This is a genomic window from Pseudomonas sp. Leaf48, assembly GCF_001421885.1.
GTDB lineage: Bacteria > Pseudomonadota > Gammaproteobacteria > Pseudomonadales > Pseudomonadaceae > Aquipseudomonas.
This window is the reverse complement of record NZ_LMLH01000032.1, coordinates 217,721-241,623: the sequence shown is the minus strand read 5'-3', so window position 1 is coordinate 241,623 and position 23,903 is coordinate 217,721. Positions and strand designations below refer to the sequence as shown.

Here is a 23,903-nt window from a genome sequence, read left to right as displayed (position 1 = left end):
CGGAAATACGGTAAAAAGCTGGAGGATCGACGCGTAAAGGCGAATCGGCGGTCTCGGGAGTGGCGGTAATACGCTCAACAGCGGGCCGCCCACGCAGTAGCAATCGTGATGAAAAACGAGTATTCGCAGGGATTTCTAAACAAACGAAAGGCCCGCTTGTGCGGGCCTTTCGTTTGTAGGGGGGGAAACCAGGCAGCCGTGGCCTTTATTGTGCTGCTTTCTCGATCAGACTGGCGACAATCTCCGGGTTGGACACCATCACCACATGTGAACCACCCTCGACTACCACTGTTTGCCTGGCGTGCGCACGTTCGGCCATGAAAGCCATGGCCTGGGGTGGGATGTTTTTGTCTTTGTCGCCATAAACAAACCACGATGGAATGGTTTTCCAGGCTGGCTCGCTAGCGGCCTCGTTCAACGCGGCAACAGTGATGGGGCGCTGACCGGCAGCCATCAGGCGAGCGTCCGCCGCAGATACGTCAGCCGCAAACTGGTCGTGGAATTTGTCTTGCTGGATATAGAGATCTTTGCCGCCGTCAGCAAGATCAACAGGGGCTGCCAAGGCCGAGGCCAGCGTTCCCCCAGGGAAACGTCCAGACAACTGCGCCGCCGTTTCGCCCTTTTCCGGCGTGAAGGCTGCGACATACACCAAGGCTTTTACATTCTGACCGCCGTAAGCCGCTTCGCTAATGACTGCTCCACCGTAGGAGTGGCCAACCAGTACAACGGGTGTTTTGACGCTTTTGACGATGCTCGCAACAGACTGGGCATCACTGGCAACGCCACGCAATGGATTGGCGGCGGCAATCACTGGATAGCCATCTTTTTCCAGGATCTTCACCACGCCATTCCAACTTGATGAGTCAGCAAAAGCGCCGTGCACAAGAATCACCGTTGGCTTTACGTCAGCCGCATTGGCCAGGCAGGTGGTGGCGAGAGCGGTAGCGATGGCCAAGCCTGAGAAAATCTTTTTCATGGGATATCTACCAATGAGGAAGGGACGTGGAGTTAGACGGTGACGTGCAGACGGACGTCGACGTTGCCGCGTGTGGCATTGGAGTACGGGCAAACCTGGTGAGCTGCGTCGACCAGCGCTTGAGCATCTGCTTGATCCAGACCCGGCAGGTTGATGTTCAAGTCGATGTCCAGGCCGAACCCGCCAGGGATCTGACCGATGCCAACCAGGGCGGTGATCGAGGCGTCAGCAGGGATGCTGCGTTTGCTCTGGCCTGCAACGAATTTCAATGCGCCGATGAAGCAGGCCGAATAACCGGCGGCGAACAGTTGCTCAGGGTTGGTGGCTTCACCCCCGGCTCCCCCCAGTTCTTTCGGGGTAGCCAGTTTTACGTCGAGAATCTTGTCGCTGGAAACAGCACGACCATCACGGCCACCGGTGGCGGTTGCGACTGCGGTATAGAGAGCTTTCATGTTTGCTTTTTCCTTACGATTTTTTGACTGAAGGGGGTTTGTCTTTAGTGCTAAATGTTTGTGCGCTAAGCAAGTGGGATCAATTTAACGCACCAATAGTTAGCGCGCAAGACAAATTGCGCGATAATTTTAAGTCGATTTTTATCTTGTTGATTTAAAAGGGTTTTGTTTGAAAGAATTTTTATGGATCTTGGCTGAGGAGGCCACGAGGGCTTGCCGAGCTGCGCGATGGAGGCCGCTGCCAGTCATCGCTCAACAGCGCGCTAGCGCTGGAGGCTCAGCGTCGTCGTCCTGCATTGCGCATTGACGTCAACGTACAGGAGGGAGATCCGTGAACTGCCCTCTGTTACGCAACCAATAGCCCCCTTTGTATCAACCCACATCCCAATAGGGCGGGCTGCCGAAAGCCTCGCGTAGCGCCGTGACAAGTGCTTGAAGTTTTTTCGAGGCCCTGCGGCCCTCGGGGTGCGCTACATAAATCATTTCTTCTGCGGATTCACTTCCAACGTCCACCCTGACGAGCGTGCCTTTTTTGATGTCTTCTCCAACGATAAAGCTCGGCAGAAGTGCCAACCCCAGGCCGGCCAACGCGGCATCTCTCATCATGTCGCCGTTGTTGACCCGCAACGAAGCCGGTGGCCGGACGAAGGCATCCGGGCGCAAGTCCGGAAACCGCCAGTCAGCAACGTTTCGATTGGTGTAGTAAATGGCTTTGTGGCCACCCAAGTCGTCAAGCGTCGTCGGTTGACCGTGCCGCTTGATGTAGGCCGGGGATGCCACAAGAAATCGCCTGCTGGAGGCGAGTGGCAACGCGACAAGTCGGGAGTCTTCGATCGTACCGTGGCGTATGACGGCGTCATACCCCTCGGCCGCCGCGTCAATTCGTCGGTCGTCCAGCTCCAGCGTGAGCGAAATTGCGGGATGCCTGGACAAGAAAGGGTACAGCGCCGGGCCAAGGTGCATGCGCCCAAACGTGACCGGGGCAGACAACCGCATCGGTCCGCTCAACGTGCCACGGCGCTCCGAGACCTCTGCGACTGCGTCTTGAACCTCCAAAACGATGCGGCTGGCCCTTTCGAAGAACGCTATCCCGTCCTCTGTCATGCTGAGCTTGCGCGTTGTTCGATGAAACAACGGTGCGCCAAGACTTTGCTCCAGGGCAGCGAGCCGTTCGCTGACAACCGACTTTGAAAGGTGCAGCCTTCTTGCGGCTTCGCTGATGGAGCCCGCTTCCGCTATGGCAACAAAGTTCGAAATCCCGTCCAGCTTGACCATACAGCCTCGTCCCCCGGCGCCCCTGCGGTGTGTGCTGTCACCGGGCCAATCCGGTGGCGTCACTTGATTGTTCGATAATGCCGAACACAAGCTCCTCTATTTGCCTGCTTATCCGGACATACGTCAACTACTACACTGGGCTCAGTAAGTTATTTCCGATAAACACTTTTCAGGAGATTCAAATGAGCAAGCGACTAGAGGGCAAGGTTGCCATCATTACCGGTGCAAGTGCAGGCATCGGCTTTGCAACGGCACAACTGTTTGCCGCGGAAGGGGCCAAGGTGGTCGTTGGAGCCCGCCGACAGGCCGAGCTGGACCTATTGGTCAGCCAGATTTCAAGTGCGGGCGGCCAGGCCGTGGCGCTGGCCGGCGACGTTCGCTCCGAGGAATACGCCCAAGCGCTGGTGGCATTGGCAGTCGAACGCTTTGGCCGCCTGGATATTGCATTCAATAATGCCGGCATCATGGGTGAAAGCGGCGCGTCCACTGACGTCTCCGAAGCCGGTTGGACGGACACCCTGGCAATCAACCTGACCGGCTCCTTCCTCGGCGCCAAGCACCAGATTGCCCAGATGCTGAAAAATGGCGGCGGCTCGGTCATCTTCACTTCCACCTTCGTGGGCCATACTTTTGCTTTCCCGGGGTTGGCTGCCTATGCGGCAAGCAAGTCCGGCCTCATCGGCCTGACCCAGGCGCTGGCGGCGGAGTTCGGTCCCCAGGGCGTGCGTGTCAATGCGGTGCTGCCCGGCGCTGTAGACACCGACATGTATCGCGGCATGAATGACACTCCTGAGGCGCAGTCATACGTGACCAACTTGCACGCTCTGAAACGTGTCGCCACGCCCCAAGAGTTGGCCAGATCGGTTTTGTACCTTGCTTCGGACGACTCGTCCTTTGTCACTGGCACCGCCTCACTGGTGGATGGTGGCGTCTCGATCACACGTACCTGACCCAGGGAAAATTGCACCACATGACCTCGGGCATTTGGTCGGTGGTGCAATGGATGCGTTTTTTGCCGTGAACTCAAACGCTGCCCTCGCGTTCGATCACCAGTATTCGTGCTTGTGCGCGAGGATGCGCAACATGTTCACATCCAACGCCGGCAAAAAACACGTCGCCAACCTCCAGCGTCACGACGCGCTCGATGCCTGACTCGCGGTAATGCATATCGACCGTGCCGTCGAGGACTGCGAAGACTTCCTCACCATCGTTGACGTGCCACTTATAGGGCTGGTCGGTCCAGTGCAGGCGGACCGTGGTGCCCCCCATGTTAGCGATGTCGTCAGCTCCCCAGGCGCGAGTGGCGGTGAAGTCTTTGCTTCGAATAACTCTCATTCCGTGCTTGTGCGCGAGGATGCGCAACATGTTCACATCCAACGCCGGCAAAAAACACGTCGCCAACCTCCAGCGTCACGACGCGCTCGATGCCTGACTCGCGGTAATGCATATCGACCGTGCCGTCGAGAACAGCGAATACTTCCTCACCATCGTTGACGTGCCACTTATAGGGCTGGTCAGTCCAGTGCAGGCGGACCGTGGTGCCCCCCATGTTAGCGATGTCGTCAGCTCCCCAGGCGCGAGTGGCGGTGAAGTCTTTGCTTCGAATAACTCTCATTGGTCGCGGTTCTCGAACAGGTCGTGAANCCATGTTAGCGATGTCGTCAGCTCCCCAGGCGCGAGTGGCGGTGAAGTCTTTGCTTCGAATAACTCTCATTGGTCGCGGTTCTCGAACAGGTCGTGAAKTTTCATCAGTTTATTTAGCGCCTCCATTCGAGGGCCATGCGTACGGCCAAGCCCGCAAGGACCGTTCCCATCAGCCAGCGTTGCACGACTTGCCAGACGGGTCTGCTTGCGAGAAATGTCGCGATGGAGCCCGCCATGACGGCAATCAGCGCGTTGACACACACGCTGATGATGATCTGGGTAAAGCCCAGTACGATCGATTGTGCCAGTACGCTGCCGTGGTCGACGGGGTTAATGAACTGGGGTAGCAGCGACAAATACATGACTGCAATTTTTGGATTCAGGAGGTTGGTGGCAAAGCCCATCATGAACAGCTTACCAATCATTTCTGCGGAGTTTGCGCACGAATGGCAGTGAATCGCTCGCAGGTTGTTCTAAATTCAGTCAATCTAATTCGTTGGAGCCGGAGCCGGAGCCGGAGCAGCGCACAGGCGCAGTAACGGTGCGACGTGAGCAAAGTCGTATCAGTGGAGAGGCAGATGCACCAGGTCTTTATCAGCGATGATGCTGAAGTTGAAATTGATGAGCTGCTCGCACTGCTCAACGCCCACTGTATCGTGGTGCTGAATGCCGTCATGCGGACTCAAGCACGGGACATCAGAAAGCTAGCCAGTGCGGCAATCAAGGATGATCGAGGTGAAGGCCCACATGTCCATCTGTTCGAATTCGAGGTTCCTATGGACACCGAACGATGGAGCATGCCGACCTTCACCCACTCCACACGAAATCAGCTAGACATCGAGCAGACACATCGCATCGTCGACAGAGCTACCCGAGTGTGGGTAGATCAAGGCATGGCGAATCACTTCCTTTATACCAATAGCGCAGACGTTCAAGACGAGGATGATGACTGATCGCCTCGCTCATCCGCTAGGCCACATCGCACAGCGAGTCGTCTTGAAAGCACAACGGCTCTCGCAGATATGGTCTGCAATCCTGCTATTTAACGATTTGCTGCTCGTCGTGAAGGGCTGCAAACGGCCAATAGCTGCCTGTCGCTAATGGCTGACCCACCGGAGACATTTCATCCACGCAGGCGTAGCAGACTCAACCTTCACTGCCTGAAAAGAGATGGGCAAGCTTTCGCTGCTCAAACATCTCGCTGACGAAATCGATGAACACCCTGGTCTTGGCTGGCATGAGTGAACGGGTCGCGAAGTACATGGCAATGGTTCCCGCATCGGCGTACCAGTCCGGGACAAGGCGCAATAGATCTCCGTGTTCTATCCAGCTATGCACATCCGCCACCGCGAGAAACCCGACACCGAGTCCTAGCAGGACCGCTTCACGCATGGCGGCAGGGTCGTTGACGATGATGCTTTCGCGCACACGGGCAGCCATTTCCATACCGTCTTTGTCACGCATACTCCAATGCCGGATACGACCAGTACGACCGGAGCGCATAACGATTCCTTCCAGGTCTTCGAGTGCTCCCGGATTAAGCGGTAGTGTTTTTCCACGCATGAAGGCTGGCGAAGCGACTGCAATAATATGGGCCGGCGCCAATGGGCGGGAGATGACACCTTGCGCCAGTTCAAACCCTCCTCCAATGGCCACGTCGAATCCTTCGGCAATCAGATCTACTTGCCTGTTCTCGAAGTGCCATTCAGGGCGGATCAATGGGTATTTGGCCAGAAACTCTGGGAGCAACGGCAGCACATGGCTGATACCAAAGGTGGGTGCCATGCTCACTTTCAGCAGTCCGGCCGGTTCGCCTTGATCTGTCGCGACTGAGCTGATTGCGTTTTGCAGTGCGTCCAGATTACCGCCAATGCACACCAGAAAATGCTCACCGGCTTCGGTCAGCGTCAGTTTTCGGGTCGACCGATGGAACAATCTCACGCCGAGGTTTCGCTCCAGCATGGCCACATTACGACTGACAGCGGCGGGGGTTAGCGCGAGGTGACGTGCGGTGGCGGAGAAACTGCCAGTCTGCGCACTGCGCACGAAACACTCTAGATTGGCCAGCGTTTCCATGGTCCACCTGATACTGATGCTTGAAAATGCTTTAGGTCATTACACTCTAATCAATTGATCGACACGAGGCCATGATGATTTCACCTTAACCCAAGAGTGAAATATTCATGACTACCCAAACTCTCCCCCTCGCTGGAAAAATTGCCCTGGTTACTGGCGGTTCGCGATCAATTGGCGCAGCGGTGGCCAGGCGTCTGGCCGCCGATGGTGCGTCGGTTGCGCTGACCTACAGTGCTTCGCCTGCCAAGGCTGAAGAGGTCGTCCTGGCCATTGCCAATGAAGGAGGACGCGCTATTGCGATTTTCGCTGATGCTGGTGATCCCGCAGCCGTGCGTGCAGCCGTTGCACGCACCGTTGAAACGTTTGGCCGCATCGACATTCTGGTGAACAACGCCGGCCTCGCCCTCGGAGGCCCGATCGAGGGCATCGAGTTTGAAACCTACCAGCGCATGATCGCAGTCAACGTCACGGGCGTATTCGTCGCCACCCAGGAAGCTGTTCGATACATGAAAGATGGTGGAAGGATTATCCACATCGGCTCTTCCATGACCCGATACGCGGCTTTTCCGACAGCATCGCTCTACACCCTGACCAAAGGCGCGATCACCGGTTTCAACCGCAGCCTGGTGCGTGATTTGGGGCCCAAAGGCATCACGGTCAACACCGTTCACCCAGGCCCGACCGACACCGACATGAACCCGGATGGCGGCCCGGTGAGCGAAATCGTCAAACCTGGCATAGCGCTGGGTCGATACGGTCAGTCTCACGAGATTGCGGGTGTTGTCGCGTTCCTCGCAGGTCCTGATGCCGCCTTCGTCACGGGTGCAGACATTGTTGCCGACGGTGGTTTCACCGCCTGATCTACTCTTTCATTGAGCGAGGAAATAGACCATGACCACCATCGGTGTGATCGGGGCGGGCGCCATCGGCTCCGCGTTTGCCAAGGCATTGGCGCACAAGGGTATCAACGTAATCCTGTCGAATAGCCGTGGGCCAGCATCTCTGGCCGAGCTGGTCAGTGGCATGGGACATACGGTCAAGGCCGGGACGCGGGAAGAAGCGGCTGCACAAGAGATCGTTTTGGTCGCGGTGAACTGGTCCAGGCTGCCGGCGGCATTAGCTGCGCTACCGGACTTCGCAGGGCGAATTGTCATTGATGCAAACAATCCGATTGAAGCGCCGCTGTTCAAGTCGGTTGATCTTCAAGGCCGCACGTCGAGCGCAGTGTTTTCTGAACTGGTGCCAGGTGCTCGGGTCGTGAAGGCCTTCAACCATCTGCAACCGCATTTGATTTCTGCCGATCCGGCTGGAGAAGGCGGGCGTCGTGTGCTGTTTTTGTCGGGCGATGATCAGCAAGCCAGGGACGCCGTCGTGGACTTGATCAGCCAGCTGGGGTTTTTTGGGATTGACTTAGGCGTACTTGACGTTGGGGCCCGGCTTTTCCAGTTCCCAGGCGGCCCATTGCCGGCGCTCAACCTGGTCAAGTTTGCTTGATCATATTTTCATCGGTAAGAGGAGTCATTCCATGAACAAGATATTCACGGGCAAGGTTGTATTGATCACTGGTGGTTCCCGAGGCCTTGGGGCGGCGACGGCGCGGGCTTTCGCGGATGAGGGCGCCGATGTTGCTATCACTTTTGTCGAGTCCGAAGCCAAGGCACTAGCCGTGGTGGCTGATCTCGTAGCCCGTGGCGTGAAGGCCACAGCGATTAAGGCGGATCAAGGTGAACCTGAAACCGCCGACGCGTTGATGGCCGAAGTGGTCAAGCAATTGGGGCGACTCGATGTACTGGTGAACAACGCTGCTGTGGCCTGGCAAGGCAAGACGCTTGACGATCCGAGCATCGACAATCAGGCAATGGATCGCCAGTGGAAAATCAACGTGGCGGGTGTCGTGGCCAATATTCGCGCAGCAGTTAAACATTTGCCTGAAGGTGGACGCATTGTTTCCGTGGGGTCCGGGCTCGGTACTCGCGCAGGGTTCCCAGGCACTGCGGATTACGCCGCCACTAAAGCTGCCGTCATCGGGTACTCAAAAGGCGCAGCACGTGATTTGGGGCCTCGCAATATAACGGTGAACGTTGTTCAAGCCGGTCTGATGGCGACGGATATGGCCGCTGCCTCGAAAGATGGTTTACCACCGGGGCTGATGGATGTTCACGCCATTCGCCGTATGGCCACCGTTGAAGAGGTTGCCGCGAGCATCCTGTTCCTGTCGGGACCCACGGCTGGCTACATCACTGGTTCAGTACTGGATGTCAACGGTGGTTACCTGGCTTGACGCTACAGGTTATTGCGGACTGCTCTATTTAATTCTTTTGGACCAGAACGAATGCTCTCCATGGGCGATGTCTCGGACTCGCAGCGGCGCTTTTTGCCGACGAGCTTTCCCTTGTTCCACGGCTGATGGCGATGTGTATCAATTGGGTCAAAACCAAATCAGCACCAACGGCCGGCTGCGATAGTGGCGGTTTTTTTCTTCAGTCATCTACTTCTCCCTTGATGGCCAAAACGCTGCAAGGCACCTGATACAGAACATGCTCCGTTGTACTGCCAACCAGCTTGTCCACCCCTTTGTGATGGGTATTTCCCATCACGAAGACATCCGCTCGAGCATGAGTGGCAAAGTTGGCCATTGCTTTGGTTGGTGGTCCTGCAATGAAGTGTTGTCGCTCAGGGGGCACGCCATAGCGTCCAGCCAAGGCAATGAAGCACTTTTCGAGTGACCGGCGCACGTCGTTGCTGAAGCCAGGCATCGTCACAGCGCCAGCACCTGCATCAGAGAAGTGTGTGTGTGTCAGTTCATAGGCATACAGCATGTGCAATTCAGCATCACATTGCGTCGCCAATTCGTTCGCCGCCTGAATGATGCTGTCGTTGATTCCGCTGATCTGCCCCTCTGGATGCGATGGGTCAACCGCTGCCACAATCACCCGAGGAAGCGGACACCTGACTTCGCTGACCAGATGTATGGGGGTCGGACATTCGCGCAACAACTGCCAATCCAAAGGCGTGACGAATACGCGTTTGAGCGCTGATTCATGATGTACGTCCTTGATAATCAGATCCGGCTGCATTTGAGCCACATGCCTGAGGATCTCTTGCAGCGGGTCAGGGGTCAATGCAACTTCGGTGGTCACATTGATGCCCTTCCTGCGCATGAGTTCGGCCTCATCCGTCAACCACAGCAGGTTCTCCTGCCGGCAACTCTCACGAAGTTGTTCACTGTTGCTCATTAACCGCATAAGGTCGAAGTCTTCGATGAACACCGTGATATGCAGCGCTGCACCTGTAGCGTCGGCCAGTGCGATCGCCCGCTCCATCGCCGGCGAGTGACGCATGGTCGGACCTGCGATCAGAAAGAGTCGTTGATACTGCCTCATGTGACACCTCCAAACGTTCTGGGTTATTCGCTAGTGCCCCCAGCACTTTCGCTTGTCCCACCATTGGCGATCTTTTATCGCCTCAACTACCTGGGTCGACACTATCAATATACGCCTGCATCACCGGCTTACCAGTTGCCAAGCCTGTCGAAGGATGTAGTAGACCTTTTCATCACGATCGAGCAGGAGACGGGACTGCTGGAACTGCGCACCATGCCACCCGCGTTGACCACGGAGCAGAACCAATGCGATTGCCGGTAGTTGAGCACCTGAATCAACACTTCGTAAAAAACGAACTATTCGTAACGAATAAACGATTTTTGTTGATGTAACAGGCTCGTTAGCATCACTCCTCCAGCCTATTGCTGCTTCATGCGGAGACAGTAAATGACCGCCTTCAGCGTCGGCCAATCCTGGATGTGGGCCGCCTTCATCGTGTTCGTCTTTGCCATGCTGGCGCTCGATCTGTTCGTCTTCGGCGGACGCAAGGCGCATCGTGTTTCGGTGCGCGAAGCGCTGGCCTGGGTCATCGCCTGGACCAGTTTGGCGTTGGTCTTCGCCGTCCTGCTCTGGTGGTATCTGCGCAGTATGTTCGGTGCCGAAGTGGCCCAGCGTACAACGCTCGAGTTCCTGACGGGCTACCTGATCGAGCAGTCGCTGTCGATCGACAACATGTTCGTTTTCGTGATGATCTTCGGCTACTTCGCCGTGCCGCCAGAGTTGCAGCGTCGCGTCCTGCTCTATGGTGTGCTCGGCGCCATCATCATGCGCGCCGGTATGATTTTCGCCGGTGTCTGGCTGGTGCAGGAGTTTGCCTGGCTACTCTATGTCTTTGGTGCTTTCCTCGTAATCACCGGCATTAAGATGCTGATCTTCGCTAACCAGCAGCCAGACCTCGAAAAGAACCCTTTGCTGGGCTGGCTGCGTAGCCATCTTCGCATCACCGACGGCTTTCATGGCGAGCGCTTCTTAGTGCGCCAGAACGGCCTGCTCTGGGCGACGCCGATGTTCCTGGTGCTGGTACTGATCGAGGCCAGCGACGTGGTCTTCGCGGTCGATAGCATCCCGGCTATCTTCGCCGTCACCACCGACCCCTTCATCGTGTTCACCTCCAATATCTTCGCCATCATGGGCCTGCGTGCACTGTATTTCGTGCTTGCCGACATGGCCTACCGCTTCCACTTGCTCAAATATGGCCTGGCCATCGTACTGGTGTTCATCGGCGGCAAGATGCTGATCGCGCCGTGGTGGCACGTGCCGATCCAATGGTCGCTGACCACAGTCGGCGGCATCATATTGATTTCGGTACTGTTGAGCCTGACTTTGACGAAGAGCAAAACACGGGTTACGGGAGAACAATGATGAATCAGGGATGTTGGCGCTGATGCGGTTTTGACCCAGGCGACCGGAAATCAATGACCTGCCCGAATACTTGGTAATCGATGGTCTTATGTATGTCTTCACAGACCGCCTAAGGGTTAGCTGAAGTCAGCAGCTTGGGTCAAAACCGAACGAGCACCAACAGATTGATAAGCACGGTGCTATCCGGCTGGATGTATCAGGTGTATGGGCGGAGGGCATGCTTATGGATATCAAGTGCATTCGCTCTGTTTGCGGCTTTGATTCGATTGCCTTGCCTTGCCTTGCCTCGTCACGGAATTAGTGAGTGACTGTTTTTGGCCGTTCGTGTTGATTTATTGGATTGAAAGGCGCGTGGTGTACTGCCCGCTGTTTTTCGAAGTGCCGCCACATTAGCGGCTGTGCTTGCAAGCGAGTGTACTCAAACGCTGCCTTCGCGTTCGATCACCAATATCCGTGCTTGTGCGCGAGGATGCGCAACATGTTCACATCCAACGCCGGCAAAAAACACGTCGCCAACCTCCAGCGTCACGACGCGCTCGATGCCTGACTCNCCATGTTAGCGATGTCGTCAGCTCCCCAGGCGCGAGTGGCGGTGAAGTCTTTGCTTCGAATAACTCTCATTGGTCGCGGTTCTCGAACAGGTCGTGAATTTTCATCAGTTTATTTAGCGCCTCCATTCGAGGGCCATGCGTACGGCCAAGCCCGCAAGGACCGTCCCCATCAGCCAGCGTTGCACGATTTGCCAGACGGGTCTGCTTGCGAGAAATGTCGCGATGGAGCCCGCCATGACGGCAATCAGCGCGTTGACACTCACGCTGATGATGATCTGGGTAAAGCCCAGTACGATCGATTGTGCCAGTACGCTGCCGTGGTCGACGGGGTTAATGAACTGGGGCAGCAGCGACAAATACATGACGGCGATTTTTGGATTCAGCATGTTGGTGGCAAAGCCCATCATGAACAGTTTGCGCGGGCTGTCCTTGGGAAGGTCGCGCACCTGAAACGGTGAACGGCCGCCGGGCTTGACCGCCTGCCAGGCGAGATAGAGCAAATAGAGCGCGCCGCCGAGTCGCAGGGCGTCATACGCATACGGAACCGCCAGCAGCAAAGCCGTGATGCCAAAGGCGGCGCAAAGCATATAGACGACGAAACCCAACGCCACGCCGCCCAAGGAAATCAGTCCGGCCATCCGTCCCTGGCAAATCGACCGCGAGATGAGATAGATCATGTTCGGACCGGGAGTCAGCACCATGGCCAGTGAGATCAGACCGTAGGCCAACAGGGTGGACAGCTCGGGCATGGCGTAACTCCAAAGGAAGACGTGACGGATTGGAAGTTGGGTCAGGTCAGCGTAAAACGGCTTGCGCCTCTCGGGTGGGATGTACCTGGGTAGAGTAGGGGATAGTAGTGGAGTCAGGGGGGGGCGCGTTAGATACAGATTGGCTGACAAAACGTGATACAGCGGTCGCTGTACCTGGTTTCTGAACCCCGGAATACGTTGCGACTTCAAGGTAGCGCGCGAAGGGCTGAAGCCGACCCAGGCTGTGTGAAAACTCCCGCAATTGTCTAATCTTCTGATCGTCGAGATCGTAGCGGGGGCGATCATGAAGCGATTTATTGAAGGTGAGGCTCGGACGCAAGTCACGTTGCTGCCGGAGTGCTTGGACGATTACGTTACCGAAGAAAATCCAGTCCGGGTGGTCGACGTTTTCGTCGATGAACTCGACCTGGGTGCACTTGGGTTTGAAGGTGTAGATCCTGCTGCAACGGGGCGTCCGGCCTACCATCCCGCGATCTTGCTGAAGATCTATATCTACGGCTACCTCAATCGGATTCAGTCCAGCCGTCGACTAGAGCGTGAGACCGAGCGCAACGTCGAGTTGATGTGGCTGACAGGGCGTTTGGCCCCAGACTTCAAAACCATTGCTGACTTTCGCAAGGACAACGGCAAAGCCATTCGCAGCGTATGCCGCCAGTTCGTAGTGCTTTGCCGCAACCTCAATCTCTTCTCCCAAACAATCATCGCCATCGACGGCAGCAAGTTCAAAGCCGTCAACAACCGTGACCGTAACTTCACCCAGGGCAAAGTGAAGGCGCGCATGCAACAGATCGAGCAGAGCATTGACCGTTATCTGGCGGCGATGGATTCAGCGGATAGGGCAATGCCCGAAGTGGCCGAGGCCAAAGCAGAGCGGCTGAAAGAAAAGATAGAAACGCTGAAAAAGCAGATGCAGAAACTCAAGGAAATCGAGGCGCAGCTTCACGAAACTCCAGACCAACAAATCTCTCTTACCGATCCAGATGCACGCTCAATGGCCACGAGCGGCCGAGGCACCGGGACGGTTGGTTACAACGTCCAAACAGCTGTCGACGACAAGCACCATCTGATCATTGCTCATGAGGTGACCAACGTTGGTAATGATCGTGGGCAACTGAGCAATATGGCGAACCAGGCGCGTGAAGAAATCGAGGCTGAATCGATAACGGTGGTGGCCGACCGCGGCTATTACAAAGGTCTGGAAATCCTTGCTTGCGAGCAAGCCGGCATCACCACCTTCGTGCCGAAACCGCTGACATCGGGCAGCAAAGCCGAAGGCCGATTTGGTAAGCAGGACTTCATCTACGTTGCTGCATCGGACGAGTATCGATGCCCTGTGGGACAGTTACTGACCCGGCGGCATTCTTCAGTAGAAGACGGCATGCTACTGCACTGCTATTGGTTCTCTGGCTGCCAGTCCTGCGCAATGCAAAAGCAGTGTACGACGGGTAAGGAGCGCCGGGTAAAGCGCTGGGAACATGAAGCCGTAGTCGATGCGATGCAGGCACGGCTGGAAAGTGATCCAACGATGATGAGGCGTCGCCGACAGACCGTTGAACATCCTTTTGGAACGCTCAAATACTGGATGGGAAGTACCCACTTCCTGACCAAAACCCTACCAAGGGTAAGTACCGAGATGAGCCTTCATGTGCTCGCGTACAACCTCAAACGGATGATGAGCATCTTCGGCATAGCAGGACTGCTTGAAGCGATCAGGGCGTGAATCCAGCCGTTTGATCGTCCATGAGTGGCTGTTTGTGCCGCTGACGCGGTCCAAACAGCATCACGAATGCCTATGTAGTTAGCTAAGGCAATTCGCGCTTTCGCCTGCCGATTTCGCAGGTAACGCACGCAACTCTCAGTTTTTGACGTACTCAGTGCGTTTTCACACAGCCTGGGCCAGGAGCGGACATTTAATCTTGCGAGTGATCAAACCGAAAAGACTCCAGTGCCGCTGGGTGGGAGTAGCACTGCTGTACTGCATCCCTACCCCCTTACTGAAAATAAGATAGAACAGCTTGCTATCGGTTTTTTGGATGTAAAGCGCCGATACGTGAGAGAGCGGATCAGCGCGAAGATGCCGCCAGATCCTCTTCGACAAAGCGCAGCATCGCCTCCGCCAGCGCCTCGCGCGGATAGGCATTCTGTGTCACCAATAGTGAAGCGAGGGTCGAATGCGTTCGGGCGATCGGCACTGCCAGTGCCCAATGATCGGCGTTGATATAGCCCATCAGGCGGCTGCCAGGCACAATCTGATCGTAGAAGATCATTTGGCTGTCGTTGCGGGCATCGATGCGCGCCAGCTTGTTGTAACTCGATTTCAGCACGGCCGAGATGTGATCCGGCTGCGGGAAGGTAACGAGCGAATAGTAGTTCACATCGGACGGCAGCCGGTTCTGCGCCAGCCAGTTCTTGCGCGTTGCGGGTCGCAGGCTGTTGATCGCGCCACCGTCGCCCGAATCGCAGGTCGCACCGGGAAAGTACCGCAACAGGTCCGCCTGGTACTGCTCGGCATCGTTGGCTAGCGCCGAGCCGCCGACCGAGCCGGCAGCGCTGATTACCGCCGCCACGCGGCCGCGGATTTCCGGGTAAGCGACCATCGCTTCGAGAATGTCGGGCGCACCCTTCGAATAACCGATCAGGACGAGGCGCGGTGGTCCGGCTTCGGCTGGCATCGCCATGATCGCGTCGCGTATTTGCCGAGCGTTTCTTGCGGAACTCGATAAGGCGTCGACCTTCATCTGCACCAGGTCATATCCGAACTTGCGCAGATGAATCGCTACACTGCCGGGCGCTTGCAGCCATTGCTCGAAGCATTCGTAGCCGACGCCGGCCACCACAGCGCCGATCAGACGGCGTTTCGATTGACCGAGATCGACGGGTTTGCCAGTGCCACCAGGTTCGCTGCCGACGCGCGTCAGTGCCTCCTCGCAAGGGCGGCTATCGGGCAGCTCGCTTCCTCGCGTGTCTAGGATCGAGCAAAAAATCTCGCGAAAGCGTGCCCGGCGGTCCTGCACGCCGACCTGCGACGCAGGGACCAGCACAAGCGGCGGTGTGTCCGTCGAGTAGGCCATCAGCGGCGCGGGTGCGCAGGCGGTGAGCGCATGGCAGCCAGCGATCATCAGCCATGCCATGCCAGCGCTGCGCAACAATGGGCGGTCACCGCACAAACGGCCGGCCGAGTCATCCGGCCTGCCGAACAGGTCACTTACGGGCATCGTTGACCTCCTTGCGTGCAGGTGATTGGCGCCAGTCCAGATACGGTTCCCAATCGAGCATTTGCACCTGTGACAGGCTGAGCGGCCGCGTCGCAAAGACCATGACCGCTCGCAGACCGTCGCTGAAGTAATGGGCGCCGCTGAACGTCGTTCGCGGTTGTGCCTGGGACACGGGACCGACGCCGGTGACGAACCCGAGCTTGTCCAGGCCGGCCGAATACATCATGTCCTGGATCAGGAAATTCCTCGCCTCATCAACGTCCTCATGCAAGACGAGGTCTTGCGCCTCGCGCGGTGCAAAGCGTCCGCCGGTCGGTCGTGCGACCTGCGCGAGATAGACGGCGTGACCGTCGAAGCGCATAGGCGTGATCCACACACGCACCCAAGTCGCCGGCGCTCCGGCTTGCGATTGCTTGCGAACCACGGCATCGGGCATGCGGCCGAACGCACGTTCTGCCGCATCCGCGGGGTGCGCGGCACGCCGGTAGCCGCGACGCACAAATGCGGTGGCGATATCGGCGAACTCGCCGACGAGAATCGCATTGAACGGATCGCCGCTCGCCCTGCCGTTCGCGTCAGTGGCGCAGCAGGGAAGGCGTTCCAACGCAGAACGCAACGCGGCCAGATCATCATAGTCCTTGATCTCGGAACCGTGATGCTGGAACAAGCCTTCGGCAAACCATTTTTCCCCGGCATCGTCCGGCACCCGCAAGAAGAGGGAGAATGGGATCAACGTCTTTCTCTGCAGCAGATCGATATTCAGCAGCCGCGTAGCGCGCTCAGGGTTGATGAACAGCAAGCCCGCTTTCGTTTCGCCTGGCAGGACGGGATTTTTGAACCCCAGTTGATCCAGGTGGGCATTGATGCGCGCGTTCGCTGCCGGGGCGAATATCCCGTGCACGGACCAGGCGACTTCGAGTGGCGAGAAATAGTCGGGATCGGTTCCCGGCCGCAGCAACAAGAGCGGATCGGCAGTCTGGTTCTGGACTTCGACCCACACGGGCTGCACGCGCGTCTTGTCCAACTCCACACCCAGCATGCGCCGCCTGTCTTCGGCACTGAGTACGGCGGCGCTGACGCGCACCTCGTGCTTGGTGGCCGTCTGAGCACGTTCACGCAACCCGGAAGTACTGAAATCGGCAGGCGCCTGCCAGGTCGCACAAGCAACGGCGAGCGCAAGAATCGCTGCACAACTCATGGCGCACAAGCAGCGCATTGCACTTCGCAGAGTACCCTTGGCGCGTGGCGCCGACGGCAAGCAGCTCATGGTTTGACCCGCCCCGGCGATTGTCCGCCATTCTCGTAGATTCCCTTCGATAGAAAGAATTCGATTTCCGCCAGGGAGGTGTGCGTGTGATCGAATACCAGGACACAGCGCAGCCCATCCGTGTAGTAAGGATCGGTCGTCAGGTTCTCGCGCGGCGCACTCTTTGGCGCGGCCCCCACACCCTTCACAAATCCGAACTTGGCCAGCGTCACCGAATACGCCATATCCTGTGTCAGCGCACTGCGTGCTTCGTCGACGTCAGGGTCGATCTTGTGCGTCGTCAGCGTCGCGGTATGCACGGTCATCCGGCTACCGATATCACGGCTGATCTGTCCGACCCACACCTGCTTGCCGTGATATTGCATCGGACTCAACCACAGCCTCAGATGATTGCGCTGGTGGACATTGTCACGCGCCTTTTGCAAGGCAAGGTCCTGAGCTCGCCCGAACAGATAGAGATCGCTAACCGGCGCATAGGGATAACGCTCGCCGGAAAGCGCCGAATTAACCACTTTCATGATCGACCCCGACCACTTTTCCTCGGTTCCACGCCAGCCGCGACGTGCGAATGCAGGGAAGGCATCATCGAGCCCGCCGACGACCACCAGGTTCAGCGGATCGCCGTTCCTGGAACCGTCCTCGTTGGTGACGCAGCACGGCAGCGCCTCCAGCGCCACCTGGAAACTGGCGTCATCCGTGTAGTTCACAATGTCCTGGGGCGGATAGATGCCCTGCCTGAACACTTCGCTGATGTGATAATCGGTGCGCAGGCCTGGGACGATGGCCAGGACAGAGAAATGCCTCGACCGCCCGTCTGCCACCAGATCGAGGTTAACGAACTTGAACCCCTCGTCGAGATGGGTCAACACGAAGCCCGAGGTTGTCGCACCAGGTGCGATAGGGTTGCGAAAGGCCAGCCGACGAAAGTGCCGGTCGAGCGCCGTCCGCTCATCCTGCGAAACACCCGGAAAAAATGCTTCGGCCGCCTCGGATGCTGGGAAAAAATTTGGATCGAGGCCCGGCGAAAGCAGATAGTAGGCGCGGTCCTCCCGATTTTTGACTTCCATCCAGACTGGCTGTATCGATGTATTCGCCAGAGGCACGCCGTAGACCGCCTCGCTTTCTGCGGCCGAAAGTACGGCGGTCGACACGTGCAAGCCGCCATCGCTGCGCTTCACGGCGCGGCTCTTGTAGTCAAGGTTCGTCGTTGGCGAAGGCTGGGAGGCACAACCGGCGAGCGCGGCTGCGAAGGCTGTTGCTGCGAGAGCGTGTCTTACCATGCGATGCATCGCATAACCTCATCAACTGAGCTCTACCAATCTTCGCTGGCCTGACTACGTAATCCGTGGCTACTACGAACTTTAGTTTCTACGTCGCAGCTTTTCATTATGAACCGCCCCGGGAATTCTGGAGGCTTTTTGGTGTGAGTCACGCCGCCATGGCAGAATAGTCGAACTATCGATAGCAGACCGCTTCGGCCTCTGCAGGTGATACGTCACCGATGGGCTCCAGCGCCGTCGATGGTTACCCTTTCCCGCCCCGCTCGGCACGCTTCTGCCCACTGATTCCACAGGCAACACTCGCGCCTCTCAGTTATCGACGTATTTAGCGCGTTTTCGCACAGCTCGGGTCGATTTATGCCTTTCGTCACTGTCAGCTTTGAGTTCGACTTCTGCCGGTCACGACAGTCAGAAACCGGCCAGAAGCGGTCAATCACTACTGCCGCACTGGTGACGATTACTGGCAAGTCTAGAGTCACTGGTTTCTTCAGCGCCTATACGCAAGCCGGATCGGCCCTTTCACCAGAAGTGAGGACTATTCTTCGACGTTGCCTTGAACCTTCTCGAATAACAGTCCATGAATTTCCAATTTGCCCTGCTTTTTCCACTGGATCCGTGCAGGTTGGCGGCCTGGAGTTTCCTCGCCGAATAGTGAGATCCATGCATTTCGAAAGCTCTTATACGTCACGCCATTGACCGTGCATTGGGGGCTGTCCAGGCGTGCTGCCCGCACCTCCGGAATATCCCAGCCATTCATTCTTGATGGAACCTTGATGTGGCCTTCCATATCGCACATCTCATAGCCTTCACCCAACGGTGACTCGAGCGCAGCAAGGAGGAGATTGCTCACCAAACGAAAGTATCCGATACGAAAGCATTCTGTACGGCCATCAANTTCAAGGTGGCGCGCGGCTTCGATACTCGGGAGCTTGTAGAGCGTACCATCAGCGACCACGAAATCTTGACGGGTATGCTTGTGGAGACGGTTGGTGGGCACTGTACTAATCCCGACCTTAAACACATCCCCGCGACTGTGAACGAGCAAATAAAGATACCCATGGGACATGTTCATGACTCCAGTGAAAACGATCCAGTCGCGTTCATTGTATCTCACGAGGTAAGTGCCACCGCCCGCGAGATAGATCCGATTCGTCGTAAGCCATTCGATCATGGACGCTGCTAACGGCCAGAAGCAGTCCCTCAGACGCGATATGAAATAAGGGCCGATTCACATTGCGCTGGGCTTTTCCAGTCTGACTGGAGATAGCTCAAAACCTAGTCAAGGTATTTAATGACAGCGAATTTGGAGCTGGCACGGTCGCAGTGTCGATCGGACTCGAACTGCATTCTTCCATTCCGGCGACTATCACGCTCTTTATTTTCGTTGTTGGAGAAATCGACCGGAGATCGTTGTCGTATCACATGCAGGCACACCGTTACGATCAAGACGCTGATGCGGTGGACTACGGGAAAGCTTGGCCTGCTGCGTCGTGTTTTTTATTACAGAGGTGGTGAGATGAATGTGAGACCCATGCTTGGTATTTTTGGGGGGGCTGCACTTTGCTTAGTCATGTCGATGCCAGCGTCAGCGGACTACCGGCGCGGCGGACACGAAGGTGGCGAGTGGAAGGACGAGTACAGAGACGGGCCATGCAAGGTGAAGATCGAATCCAAAGACGATCAATACAAGGAAGAGGTCAAATGCCCAGATGGCCGCGGCGCCAATTGGCGTCGAGGCGAGTGGAAAGACGAATACTGGGAGCGTGGCTGCAAGGTCAAGATCGAGGCCAAGCGAGATGAGTACAAAAAAGAGGTCAAGTGCGATGGCGATGATTGATCGGTTATTCCAGCAGCGCGTGAAATGGCGAAGTGAGCGTGATTAATTCTCTCCGCTTCATTGAACATACGCCCTGTTCGCCAACCGGGTTTCCTAGACAGAATCGAGCGTCAGTTTTGGGTCGGATAGCGACGGTCTGTCGTGGACCGTCGCAGTGGATGGTCAGACTTCCGTCTGCTCTGCCATTTCCAGGGCATCATCGACCTCGATGCCCAAGTACCTGACGGTGCTTTCAAGCTTCGTATGTCCCAGCAAGAGTTGAACTGCTCTCAGATTCTTTGTCCTGCGATAAATCAACGATGCCTTGGTTCGCCGTAGCGTGTGAGTGCCGTACATGGTTGGGTCAAGGCCAATGGCGGTCACCCACGCTTTGACTAATCGAGCGTACTGTCTGGTGGAGAGATGGTCTGAGTCGTGCAAACGTCTCGGGAACAAGAAATCCTCGCTGTGCAGGTGAGCTTGATGCATCCAAGCCTACAGAACCGTTCGGGTTTGCTCAGTGATTTCAAATTGCACTGGGTGGTGGGTTTTCTGCTGCATCACGATGGCCCGTGACGACACATGTTCCCCATGGGCTATGTCTCGGACTCGCAGCTTGGTTAAGTCACAGGCACGCAGTTTGCTGTCGATAGCCAAGTTGAAGAGCGCCAGATCCCGTGTCTTCTTCTCAGCAAGCTGAAGTCTTACGCGGATGGCCCAGATATCTCTGACTCGGAGCAGCGCCTTTTGCCCGACGAGCTTTCCCTTGTTCCAAGGCTGATGGCGATATGTAGCAATTGAGTTCATGGCTTGTCCTCCAGGTTGAGGGAGGACAAGGGTGGAACAGTCACGGTGCGTTGTGGTCGCTATTCGACCCTAAGCGGCCGGTGGGGGCAGGCAGAAACCGGCCAGTTGCTGTCATGACAGCAAATGGCCGAAAATGTCTGTAGCTGTCCAGACCACTGGTTTACAGCTTATGCCGCGCGGCATATAGGCAGATCATTTCCATCGCCAACGCGGCCCCGGCAAGCGCAGTAATTTCCGCGTGGTCATAGGGCGGTGCTACCTCCACCACGTCCATGCCGATCAGGTTGATACCGCGCAGACCTCGCAGAATGGCCAAGGCCTGATGGCTCGATAGCCCACCGCAGACTGGCGTCCCCGTGCCTGGGGCGAATGCCGGGTCGAGGCAGTCGATATCGAAGGTGAGATAGACCGGATGGTCGCCAACGCGCGCCCGGATAATCTCCGCCAGTTCCTTGGTAGAGCGATCATGCACCTCGCTGGCATTCAGCACCTGAAAGCCCATGACGTCGTCATTGGTCGTGCGCTGGCCAATCTGGATGGACCGTGCAGGATCAACCAGCCCTTCGCGGACGGCGTGATAGAACATTGAGCCGTGGTCGATACGCTTGTCCTCGCCGTCGGACTCCAGGTCATGGTGCGCATCGAAATGGATCAACGACAGCGGACCATACTTGGCCGCGTGAGCTTGCAGTAGCGGATAGCTGATGAAGTGATCGCCGCCCAGGGTCAGCATCGCTGTACCCGCCGCCAGGATCCGCTCGGCATGGGCCCTGATCGCCGCTGGGGTTTGCTCCGGGGTGCCGTAATCGAAATAGCAATCGCCATAATCGACACAAGCCAGTAGATCGAACGGGTCAAATTCCCAAGGCCAGTGACGCGCCCAGGCGGACTGAACCGATGCCTCGCGGATGGCCCGCGGTCCGAAGCGGCTGCCCGGTCGATTGCTGGTCGCGGTATCGAACGGGATGCCGCTGATGGCGATATCTACGCCACGCAAATCGCGGGTGTAGCGACGCCGCATAAAGCTGGTGATACCACCGTAGGTCGGTTCACCATGGGTGCCATACAGGCTGTCACGAGTCATCGCCTGATCGATTATTGAATTGTCATTTAGCATGGGATTCTCAATGCGGGTTACTGAAGCTGACCCAGAAAGGTGCACGCTCACGCAGTGCTTGCTGGGGTAAAGGTTGGTTTCTGTTGCTCGGGCTTGCCGTGAATAGGCAGGATTGGCGCTTTATCGCGCCAGACCCATTGCGGTTTTCAGCCGCCTGGCGAGGGTGGGGTTCGCACCGGGATCAAGCGCTTCGATCCGGTGGCCTCAAACGCCGACGCCAGGCGCAGCAATGCTGAGTCGTCGTAGGCGCGACCGGCAAACGTCAGGCCGACGGGCATGCCGATGTCCGGCATCACGCCCATCGGCACGGTGACCGTTGGCACGCCGAGGTGGCGGATGGCGAGGTTGCCGTTGGCGACCCAGACGCCGTTGCTCCAGGCGATATCCGCCGATTGCGGATCGACATCGGCATTCGCCGGGCCTACGTCGGCGACCGCCGGGAAGATCACCGCGTCGAGCCCCAGCCGATCCATCCACTCCTCAAGATCGATACGCCGGGTCTGTTCCAGCCCGCGCAGGCCATCGGGCAGCGTGGTGATCTGATCCCACGGGGTGATGCCACGCTCGGCCATGCGCACGTATTCGTCCATGCCAATGGCCGGGCCATCTTCGCGGTCAGGCAGAGCGCCTGGGTCGTGCGGAAAAATCTGCGGGCCGTCGACGTCAGCCAGACGGTTTAGTTTGGGATCGTCGTTGGCCTGCAGGAAGTCATCGAATGCCCAGGCGGTCAGGTCCCACAGTTCGTGATGGAGGAATTCCTTGGACACCAGGCCGCGGGTTAACACCGTCGGCGCCCCAGGTCGATCTCCCTCGCAATTGGAGACCAGTGGGAAGTCCGTCTCGACCACTTCGGCACCGGCCGCTTCCAGAGTCTTTCGCGCGTTTTCCCAGAGGGCGATCACCGAGGGACGAGTGTTGATCCGCTGGCCTGTCGCCCACCCGATACCCGGCGCTTTGCTGGTGCCTGCGTCGGGGTCGGCGTTGATGTACATGCGCGGTACGCCCAAGCGCTTGCCGGCGAGTGCGGCGGGCCTGGCAGCCAGTTCCAGGTAGGAGGCGGGACGCACCGAGGCGATGCCGGGGATCGGCACCCAAGGCTGCAAGCGCCACAGGTCGCCACGTTTGTCGGCGTCTTCGGCCACCACCACGTCGAGCACTTCGAGCAGGTCGGCCATGGTCCTGGCATAGGGAACGACCACATCCATGGTTGGCGTCAGTGGCCAGTTGCCGCGCACCGAAATCACCCCGCGCGACGGCGTATAGGCGCACAGACCATTGTTTGAGGCCGGCCCGCGGCCGCTCGACCAGGTTTCTTCCGCCAGGCCGAAGGCGGCGAAACTGGCGGCGGTGGCCGTGCCTGCGCCGTTGGATGAACCCGAGGCGAAGGGTGCCGTGAGGTAATTCGCGTTGTACGGGCTCTCGGCACGGCCATACACGCCGCGCTGCATGCCGCCATTGGCCATGGGCGGCATATTGGTCTTGCCCAGGCAGATCGCACCGGCGCCACGCAAGCGCTCGATGGTGAACGCATCGCGATAGGCAATCAGGTCCTTGAAGGCCGGGCTGCCGGACGCCGCGGTCAGGCCTTTGATCAGGTAGCTGTCCTTGGCGGTATAGGGAATACCATCGAGCGGGCCGAGGGGCTCGCCACGGGCACGACGGGCATCGGAGGCCTGCGCTTCTCCAAGCGCATTCGGATTGCGCACCACCACCGCGTTGAGGGCGGTGGGCGTGTTGGGGCCGTCGTAGGCATCGATCCGTGAGAGATAGGCCTGGACCAGCTCAACTGCCGTGGTTCGGCCAGCTTCGAGGGCTGCGCGCAACTCGGCAATGGAAACTTCGGTTACTTCAATCATGCTGTTACCACTGGCTACTGGGTCTGCAAGGTGACTTGATTGGCGTCGCGTGCCAG

The 23,903-nt window shown here is 57.6% G+C and carries 23 protein-coding genes and 4 pseudogenes; 10 read left to right on the top strand and 17 right to left on the bottom strand.

The window, feature by feature from the left end; genetic code table 11:
* Positions 1 to 205: 205 nt before the first annotated feature.
* The 3 genes from ASE98_RS24125 to ASE98_RS24115 form a co-directional block, all read right to left on the bottom strand.
* Complete coding sequence (locus ASE98_RS24125; RefSeq protein WP_060543809.1) at positions 206 to 976, bottom strand: alpha/beta fold hydrolase; 771 nt, start codon at positions 974 to 976, stop codon at positions 206 to 208.
* Positions 977 to 1,008: 32 nt separating this feature from the next.
* Complete coding sequence (locus tag ASE98_RS24120) at positions 1,009 to 1,428, bottom strand: organic hydroperoxide resistance protein (RefSeq protein ID WP_060543808.1); 420 nt, start codon at positions 1,426 to 1,428, stop codon at positions 1,009 to 1,011.
* Positions 1,429 to 1,800: 372 nt separating this feature from the next.
* Complete coding sequence (locus ASE98_RS24115) at positions 1,801 to 2,703, bottom strand: LysR family transcriptional regulator (protein ID WP_060543807.1); 903 nt, start codon at positions 2,701 to 2,703, stop codon at positions 1,801 to 1,803.
* Positions 2,704 to 2,885: 182 nt separating this feature from the next.
* Here ASE98_RS24115 and ASE98_RS24110 point away from each other — a divergent pair, with 182 nt between their 5' ends.
* Positions 2,886 to 3,653: an SDR family oxidoreductase gene (locus ASE98_RS24110; protein ID WP_060543806.1), complete on the top strand. Its 768-nt coding sequence runs from the start codon at positions 2,886 to 2,888 to the stop codon at positions 3,651 to 3,653.
* Between the two features lie 73 nt (positions 3,654 to 3,726).
* On the opposite strand, the gene ASE98_RS24105 is transcribed toward ASE98_RS24110, so the two are convergent.
* The 3 genes from ASE98_RS24105 to ASE98_RS24095 all read right to left on the bottom strand — a co-directional run bounded on the left by ASE98_RS24105 (position 3,727) and on the right by ASE98_RS24095 (position 4,772).
* The gene (locus tag ASE98_RS24105; RefSeq protein ID WP_060543882.1) at positions 3,727 to 4,038 is read right to left on the bottom strand and encodes a cupin; all 312 of its coding nucleotides are present in this window, start codon (positions 4,036 to 4,038) and stop codon (positions 3,727 to 3,729) included.
* Positions 3,986 to 4,318 carry a cupin domain-containing protein gene (locus ASE98_RS26335; RefSeq protein WP_082457638.1) on the bottom strand — a complete coding sequence of 111 codons (333 nt, stop codon included), beginning with the start codon at positions 4,316 to 4,318 and terminating at the stop codon, positions 3,986 to 3,988. The genes ASE98_RS24105 and ASE98_RS26335 overlap by 53 nt, the downstream gene beginning before the upstream one ends.
* Before the next feature lie 142 nt (positions 4,319 to 4,460).
* Entirely contained in the window at positions 4,461 to 4,772 is a 312-nt protein-coding gene (locus ASE98_RS24095) for a LysE family translocator (protein WP_082457637.1), read from the bottom strand.
* A 153-nt stretch (positions 4,773 to 4,925) separates the two neighbouring features.
* Here ASE98_RS24095 and ASE98_RS24090 point away from each other — a divergent pair, with 153 nt between their 5' ends.
* Complete coding sequence (locus ASE98_RS24090; RefSeq protein WP_060543804.1) at positions 4,926 to 5,300, top strand: hypothetical protein; 375 nt, start codon at positions 4,926 to 4,928, stop codon at positions 5,298 to 5,300.
* A 193-nt stretch (positions 5,301 to 5,493) separates the two neighbouring features.
* Here ASE98_RS24090 and ASE98_RS24085 read toward each other — a convergent pair whose 3' ends face one another.
* Positions 5,494 to 6,423: a LysR family transcriptional regulator gene (locus ASE98_RS24085; RefSeq protein ID WP_060543803.1), complete on the bottom strand. Its 930-nt coding sequence runs from the start codon at positions 6,421 to 6,423 to the stop codon at positions 5,494 to 5,496.
* 107 nt (positions 6,424 to 6,530) lie between these two features.
* Here ASE98_RS24085 and ASE98_RS24080 point away from each other — a divergent pair, with 107 nt between their 5' ends.
* Genes ASE98_RS24080 through ASE98_RS24070 form a run of 3 tightly spaced genes read left to right on the top strand, consistent with a single transcriptional unit; the run spans position 6,531 to position 8,704 of the window.
* Positions 6,531 to 7,283, top strand: coding sequence for a 3-oxoacyl-ACP reductase family protein (locus ASE98_RS24080; protein ID WP_060543802.1), 753 nt, complete (start codon positions 6,531 to 6,533; stop codon positions 7,281 to 7,283).
* A gap of 31 nt (positions 7,284 to 7,314) precedes the next feature.
* Positions 7,315 to 7,917, top strand: a complete 603-nt coding sequence (locus ASE98_RS24075) for an NADPH-dependent F420 reductase (protein ID WP_060543801.1) — start codon at positions 7,315 to 7,317, stop codon at positions 7,915 to 7,917.
* A 31-nt stretch (positions 7,918 to 7,948) separates the two neighbouring features.
* The gene (locus tag ASE98_RS24070; protein WP_060543800.1) at positions 7,949 to 8,704 is read left to right on the top strand and encodes an SDR family NAD(P)-dependent oxidoreductase; all 756 of its coding nucleotides are present in this window, start codon (positions 7,949 to 7,951) and stop codon (positions 8,702 to 8,704) included.
* Between the two features lie 199 nt (positions 8,705 to 8,903).
* Here the strand turns inward: ASE98_RS24070 and ASE98_RS24065 are convergent, their stop codons facing one another.
* On the bottom strand, positions 8,904 to 9,806 hold the full coding sequence (locus tag ASE98_RS24065; protein ID WP_060543799.1) for a universal stress protein: 903 nt from the start codon (positions 9,804 to 9,806) through the stop codon (positions 8,904 to 8,906).
* 387 nt (positions 9,807 to 10,193) lie between these two features.
* Between ASE98_RS24065 and ASE98_RS24060 the strand changes: the two genes are divergently transcribed.
* Together ASE98_RS24060 and ASE98_RS27420 are read left to right on the top strand one after the other, a co-directional pair.
* Positions 10,194 to 11,168, top strand: a complete 975-nt coding sequence (locus ASE98_RS24060; protein WP_060543798.1) for a TerC family protein — start codon at positions 10,194 to 10,196, stop codon at positions 11,166 to 11,168.
* A gap of 161 nt (positions 11,169 to 11,329) precedes the next feature.
* Positions 11,330 to 11,476 (top strand): annotated as a pseudogene (locus ASE98_RS27420) (organoarsenical effux MFS transporter ArsJ); the annotation flags it as partial.
* A 110-nt stretch (positions 11,477 to 11,586) separates the two neighbouring features.
* On the opposite strand, the pseudogene ASE98_RS27015 reads toward ASE98_RS27420, so the two are convergent.
* From ASE98_RS27015 to ASE98_RS24055, 3 genes and pseudogenes are all read right to left on the bottom strand, one after another.
* Positions 11,587 to 11,718 (bottom strand): annotated as a pseudogene (locus ASE98_RS27015) (cupin); the annotation flags it as partial.
* A gap of 1 nt (position 11,719) precedes the next feature.
* Positions 11,720 to 11,780 (bottom strand): annotated as a pseudogene (locus ASE98_RS27415) (cupin); the annotation flags it as partial.
* A 52-nt stretch (positions 11,781 to 11,832) separates the two neighbouring features.
* Entirely contained in the window at positions 11,833 to 12,468 is a 636-nt protein-coding gene (locus ASE98_RS24055; protein ID WP_060543797.1) for a LysE family translocator, read from the bottom strand.
* A 304-nt stretch (positions 12,469 to 12,772) separates the two neighbouring features.
* On the opposite strand from ASE98_RS24055, the gene ASE98_RS24050 reads away from it, so the two are divergent.
* The gene (locus ASE98_RS24050; protein ID WP_060543881.1) at positions 12,773 to 14,209 is read left to right on the top strand and encodes an IS1182 family transposase; all 1,437 of its coding nucleotides are present in this window, start codon (positions 12,773 to 12,775) and stop codon (positions 14,207 to 14,209) included.
* A gap of 343 nt (positions 14,210 to 14,552) precedes the next feature.
* Here the strand turns inward: ASE98_RS24050 and ASE98_RS24045 are convergent, their stop codons facing one another.
* From ASE98_RS24045 to ASE98_RS24035, 3 genes are all read right to left on the bottom strand, one after another.
* On the bottom strand, positions 14,553 to 15,704 hold the full coding sequence (locus ASE98_RS24045; RefSeq protein ID WP_201782602.1) for a hypothetical protein: 1,152 nt from the start codon (positions 15,702 to 15,704) through the stop codon (positions 14,553 to 14,555).
* Complete coding sequence (locus ASE98_RS24040; RefSeq protein WP_201782601.1) at positions 15,691 to 16,902, bottom strand: LssY C-terminal domain-containing protein; 1,212 nt, start codon at positions 16,900 to 16,902, stop codon at positions 15,691 to 15,693. Before ASE98_RS24040 ends, ASE98_RS24045 begins: the two co-directional genes overlap by 14 nt.
* Positions 16,903 to 16,967: 65 nt before the next feature.
* The gene (locus tag ASE98_RS24035; RefSeq protein ID WP_201782600.1) at positions 16,968 to 18,149 is read right to left on the bottom strand and encodes an LssY C-terminal domain-containing protein; all 1,182 of its coding nucleotides are present in this window, start codon (positions 18,147 to 18,149) and stop codon (positions 16,968 to 16,970) included.
* A 997-nt stretch (positions 18,150 to 19,146) separates the two neighbouring features.
* Here ASE98_RS24035 and ASE98_RS27410 point away from each other — a divergent pair.
* Both ASE98_RS27410 and ASE98_RS24025 read left to right on the top strand, forming a co-directional pair.
* The coding region (locus tag ASE98_RS27410; protein WP_236707831.1) for a hypothetical protein at positions 19,147 to 19,434 on the top strand (288 nt) is incomplete at its 5' end.
* A gap of 348 nt (positions 19,435 to 19,782) precedes the next feature.
* Entirely contained in the window at positions 19,783 to 20,088 is a 306-nt protein-coding gene (locus tag ASE98_RS24025) for a hypothetical protein (protein ID WP_236707830.1), read from the top strand.
* Positions 20,089 to 20,250: 162 nt separating this feature from the next.
* On the opposite strand, the pseudogene ASE98_RS27405 reads toward ASE98_RS24025, so the two are convergent.
* From ASE98_RS27405 to ASE98_RS24010, 3 genes and pseudogenes are all read right to left on the bottom strand, one after another.
* A pseudogene (locus ASE98_RS27405) lies at positions 20,251 to 20,874 on the bottom strand (tyrosine-type recombinase/integrase).
* Positions 20,875 to 21,034: 160 nt separating this feature from the next.
* Positions 21,035 to 21,991 (bottom strand): agmatinase, encoded by a 957-nt coding sequence (gene speB / locus ASE98_RS24015; protein ID WP_060543793.1) that lies wholly within the window; start codon positions 21,989 to 21,991, stop codon positions 21,035 to 21,037.
* 146 nt (positions 21,992 to 22,137) lie between these two features.
* Positions 22,138 to 23,847, bottom strand: coding sequence for an amidase (locus ASE98_RS24010; protein WP_060543792.1), 1,710 nt, complete (start codon positions 23,845 to 23,847; stop codon positions 22,138 to 22,140).
* Between the last annotated feature and the right edge of the window lie 56 nt (positions 23,848 to 23,903).

Bases quoted from the DNA above. Each gene is read 5' to 3' on its own strand.
- ASE98_RS24105 (WP_060543882.1), bottom strand. From the start codon at position 4,038: ATGAGAGTTATTCGAAGCAAAGACTTCACCGCCACTCGCGCCTGGGGA.
- ASE98_RS24010 (WP_060543792.1), bottom strand. From the start codon at position 23,847: ATGATTGAAGTAACCGAAGTTTCCATTGCCGAGTTGCGCGCAGCCCTC.
- ASE98_RS24110 (WP_060543806.1), top strand. From the start codon at position 2,886: ATGAGCAAGCGACTAGAGGGCAAGGTTGCCATCATTACCGGTGCAAGT.
- ASE98_RS24045 (WP_201782602.1), bottom strand. From the start codon at position 15,704: ATGCCCGTAAGTGACCTGTTCGGCAGGCCGGATGACTCGGCCGGCCGT.
- ASE98_RS26335 (WP_082457638.1), bottom strand. From the start codon at position 4,318: ATGAGAGTTATTCGAAGCAAAGACTTCACCGCCACTCGCGCCTGGGGA.
- ASE98_RS24070 (WP_060543800.1), top strand. From the start codon at position 7,949: ATGAACAAGATATTCACGGGCAAGGTTGTATTGATCACTGGTGGTTCC.
- ASE98_RS24085 (WP_060543803.1), bottom strand. From the start codon at position 6,423: ATGGAAACGCTGGCCAATCTAGAGTGTTTCGTGCGCAGTGCGCAGACT.
- ASE98_RS24075 (WP_060543801.1), top strand. From the start codon at position 7,315: ATGACCACCATCGGTGTGATCGGGGCGGGCGCCATCGGCTCCGCGTTT.
- ASE98_RS24050 (WP_060543881.1), top strand. From the start codon at position 12,773: ATGAAGCGATTTATTGAAGGTGAGGCTCGGACGCAAGTCACGTTGCTG.
- ASE98_RS24125 (WP_060543809.1), bottom strand. From the start codon at position 976: ATGAAAAAGATTTTCTCAGGCTTGGCCATCGCTACCGCTCTCGCCACC.
- ASE98_RS24055 (WP_060543797.1), bottom strand. From the start codon at position 12,468: ATGCCCGAGCTGTCCACCCTGTTGGCCTACGGTCTGATCTCACTGGCC.
- ASE98_RS24115 (WP_060543807.1), bottom strand. From the start codon at position 2,703: ATGGTCAAGCTGGACGGGATTTCGAACTTTGTTGCCATAGCGGAAGCG.
- ASE98_RS24040 (WP_201782601.1), bottom strand. From the start codon at position 16,902: ATGAGTTGTGCAGCGATTCTTGCGCTCGCCGTTGCTTGTGCGACCTGG.
- ASE98_RS24025 (WP_236707830.1), top strand. From the start codon at position 19,783: ATGCTTGGTATTTTTGGGGGGGCTGCACTTTGCTTAGTCATGTCGATG.
- ASE98_RS24090 (WP_060543804.1), top strand. From the start codon at position 4,926: ATGCACCAGGTCTTTATCAGCGATGATGCTGAAGTTGAAATTGATGAG.
- ASE98_RS24065 (WP_060543799.1), bottom strand. From the start codon at position 9,806: ATGAGGCAGTATCAACGACTCTTTCTGATCGCAGGTCCGACCATGCGT.
- ASE98_RS24060 (WP_060543798.1), top strand. From the start codon at position 10,194: ATGACCGCCTTCAGCGTCGGCCAATCCTGGATGTGGGCCGCCTTCATC.
- ASE98_RS24095 (WP_082457637.1), bottom strand. From the start codon at position 4,772: ATGATTGGTAAGCTGTTCATGATGGGCTTTGCCACCAACCTCCTGAAT.
- ASE98_RS24120 (WP_060543808.1), bottom strand. From the start codon at position 1,428: ATGAAAGCTCTCTATACCGCAGTCGCAACCGCCACCGGTGGCCGTGAT.
- speB (WP_060543793.1), bottom strand. From the start codon at position 21,991: ATGCTAAATGACAATTCAATAATCGATCAGGCGATGACTCGTGACAGC.
- ASE98_RS24080 (WP_060543802.1), top strand. From the start codon at position 6,531: ATGACTACCCAAACTCTCCCCCTCGCTGGAAAAATTGCCCTGGTTACT.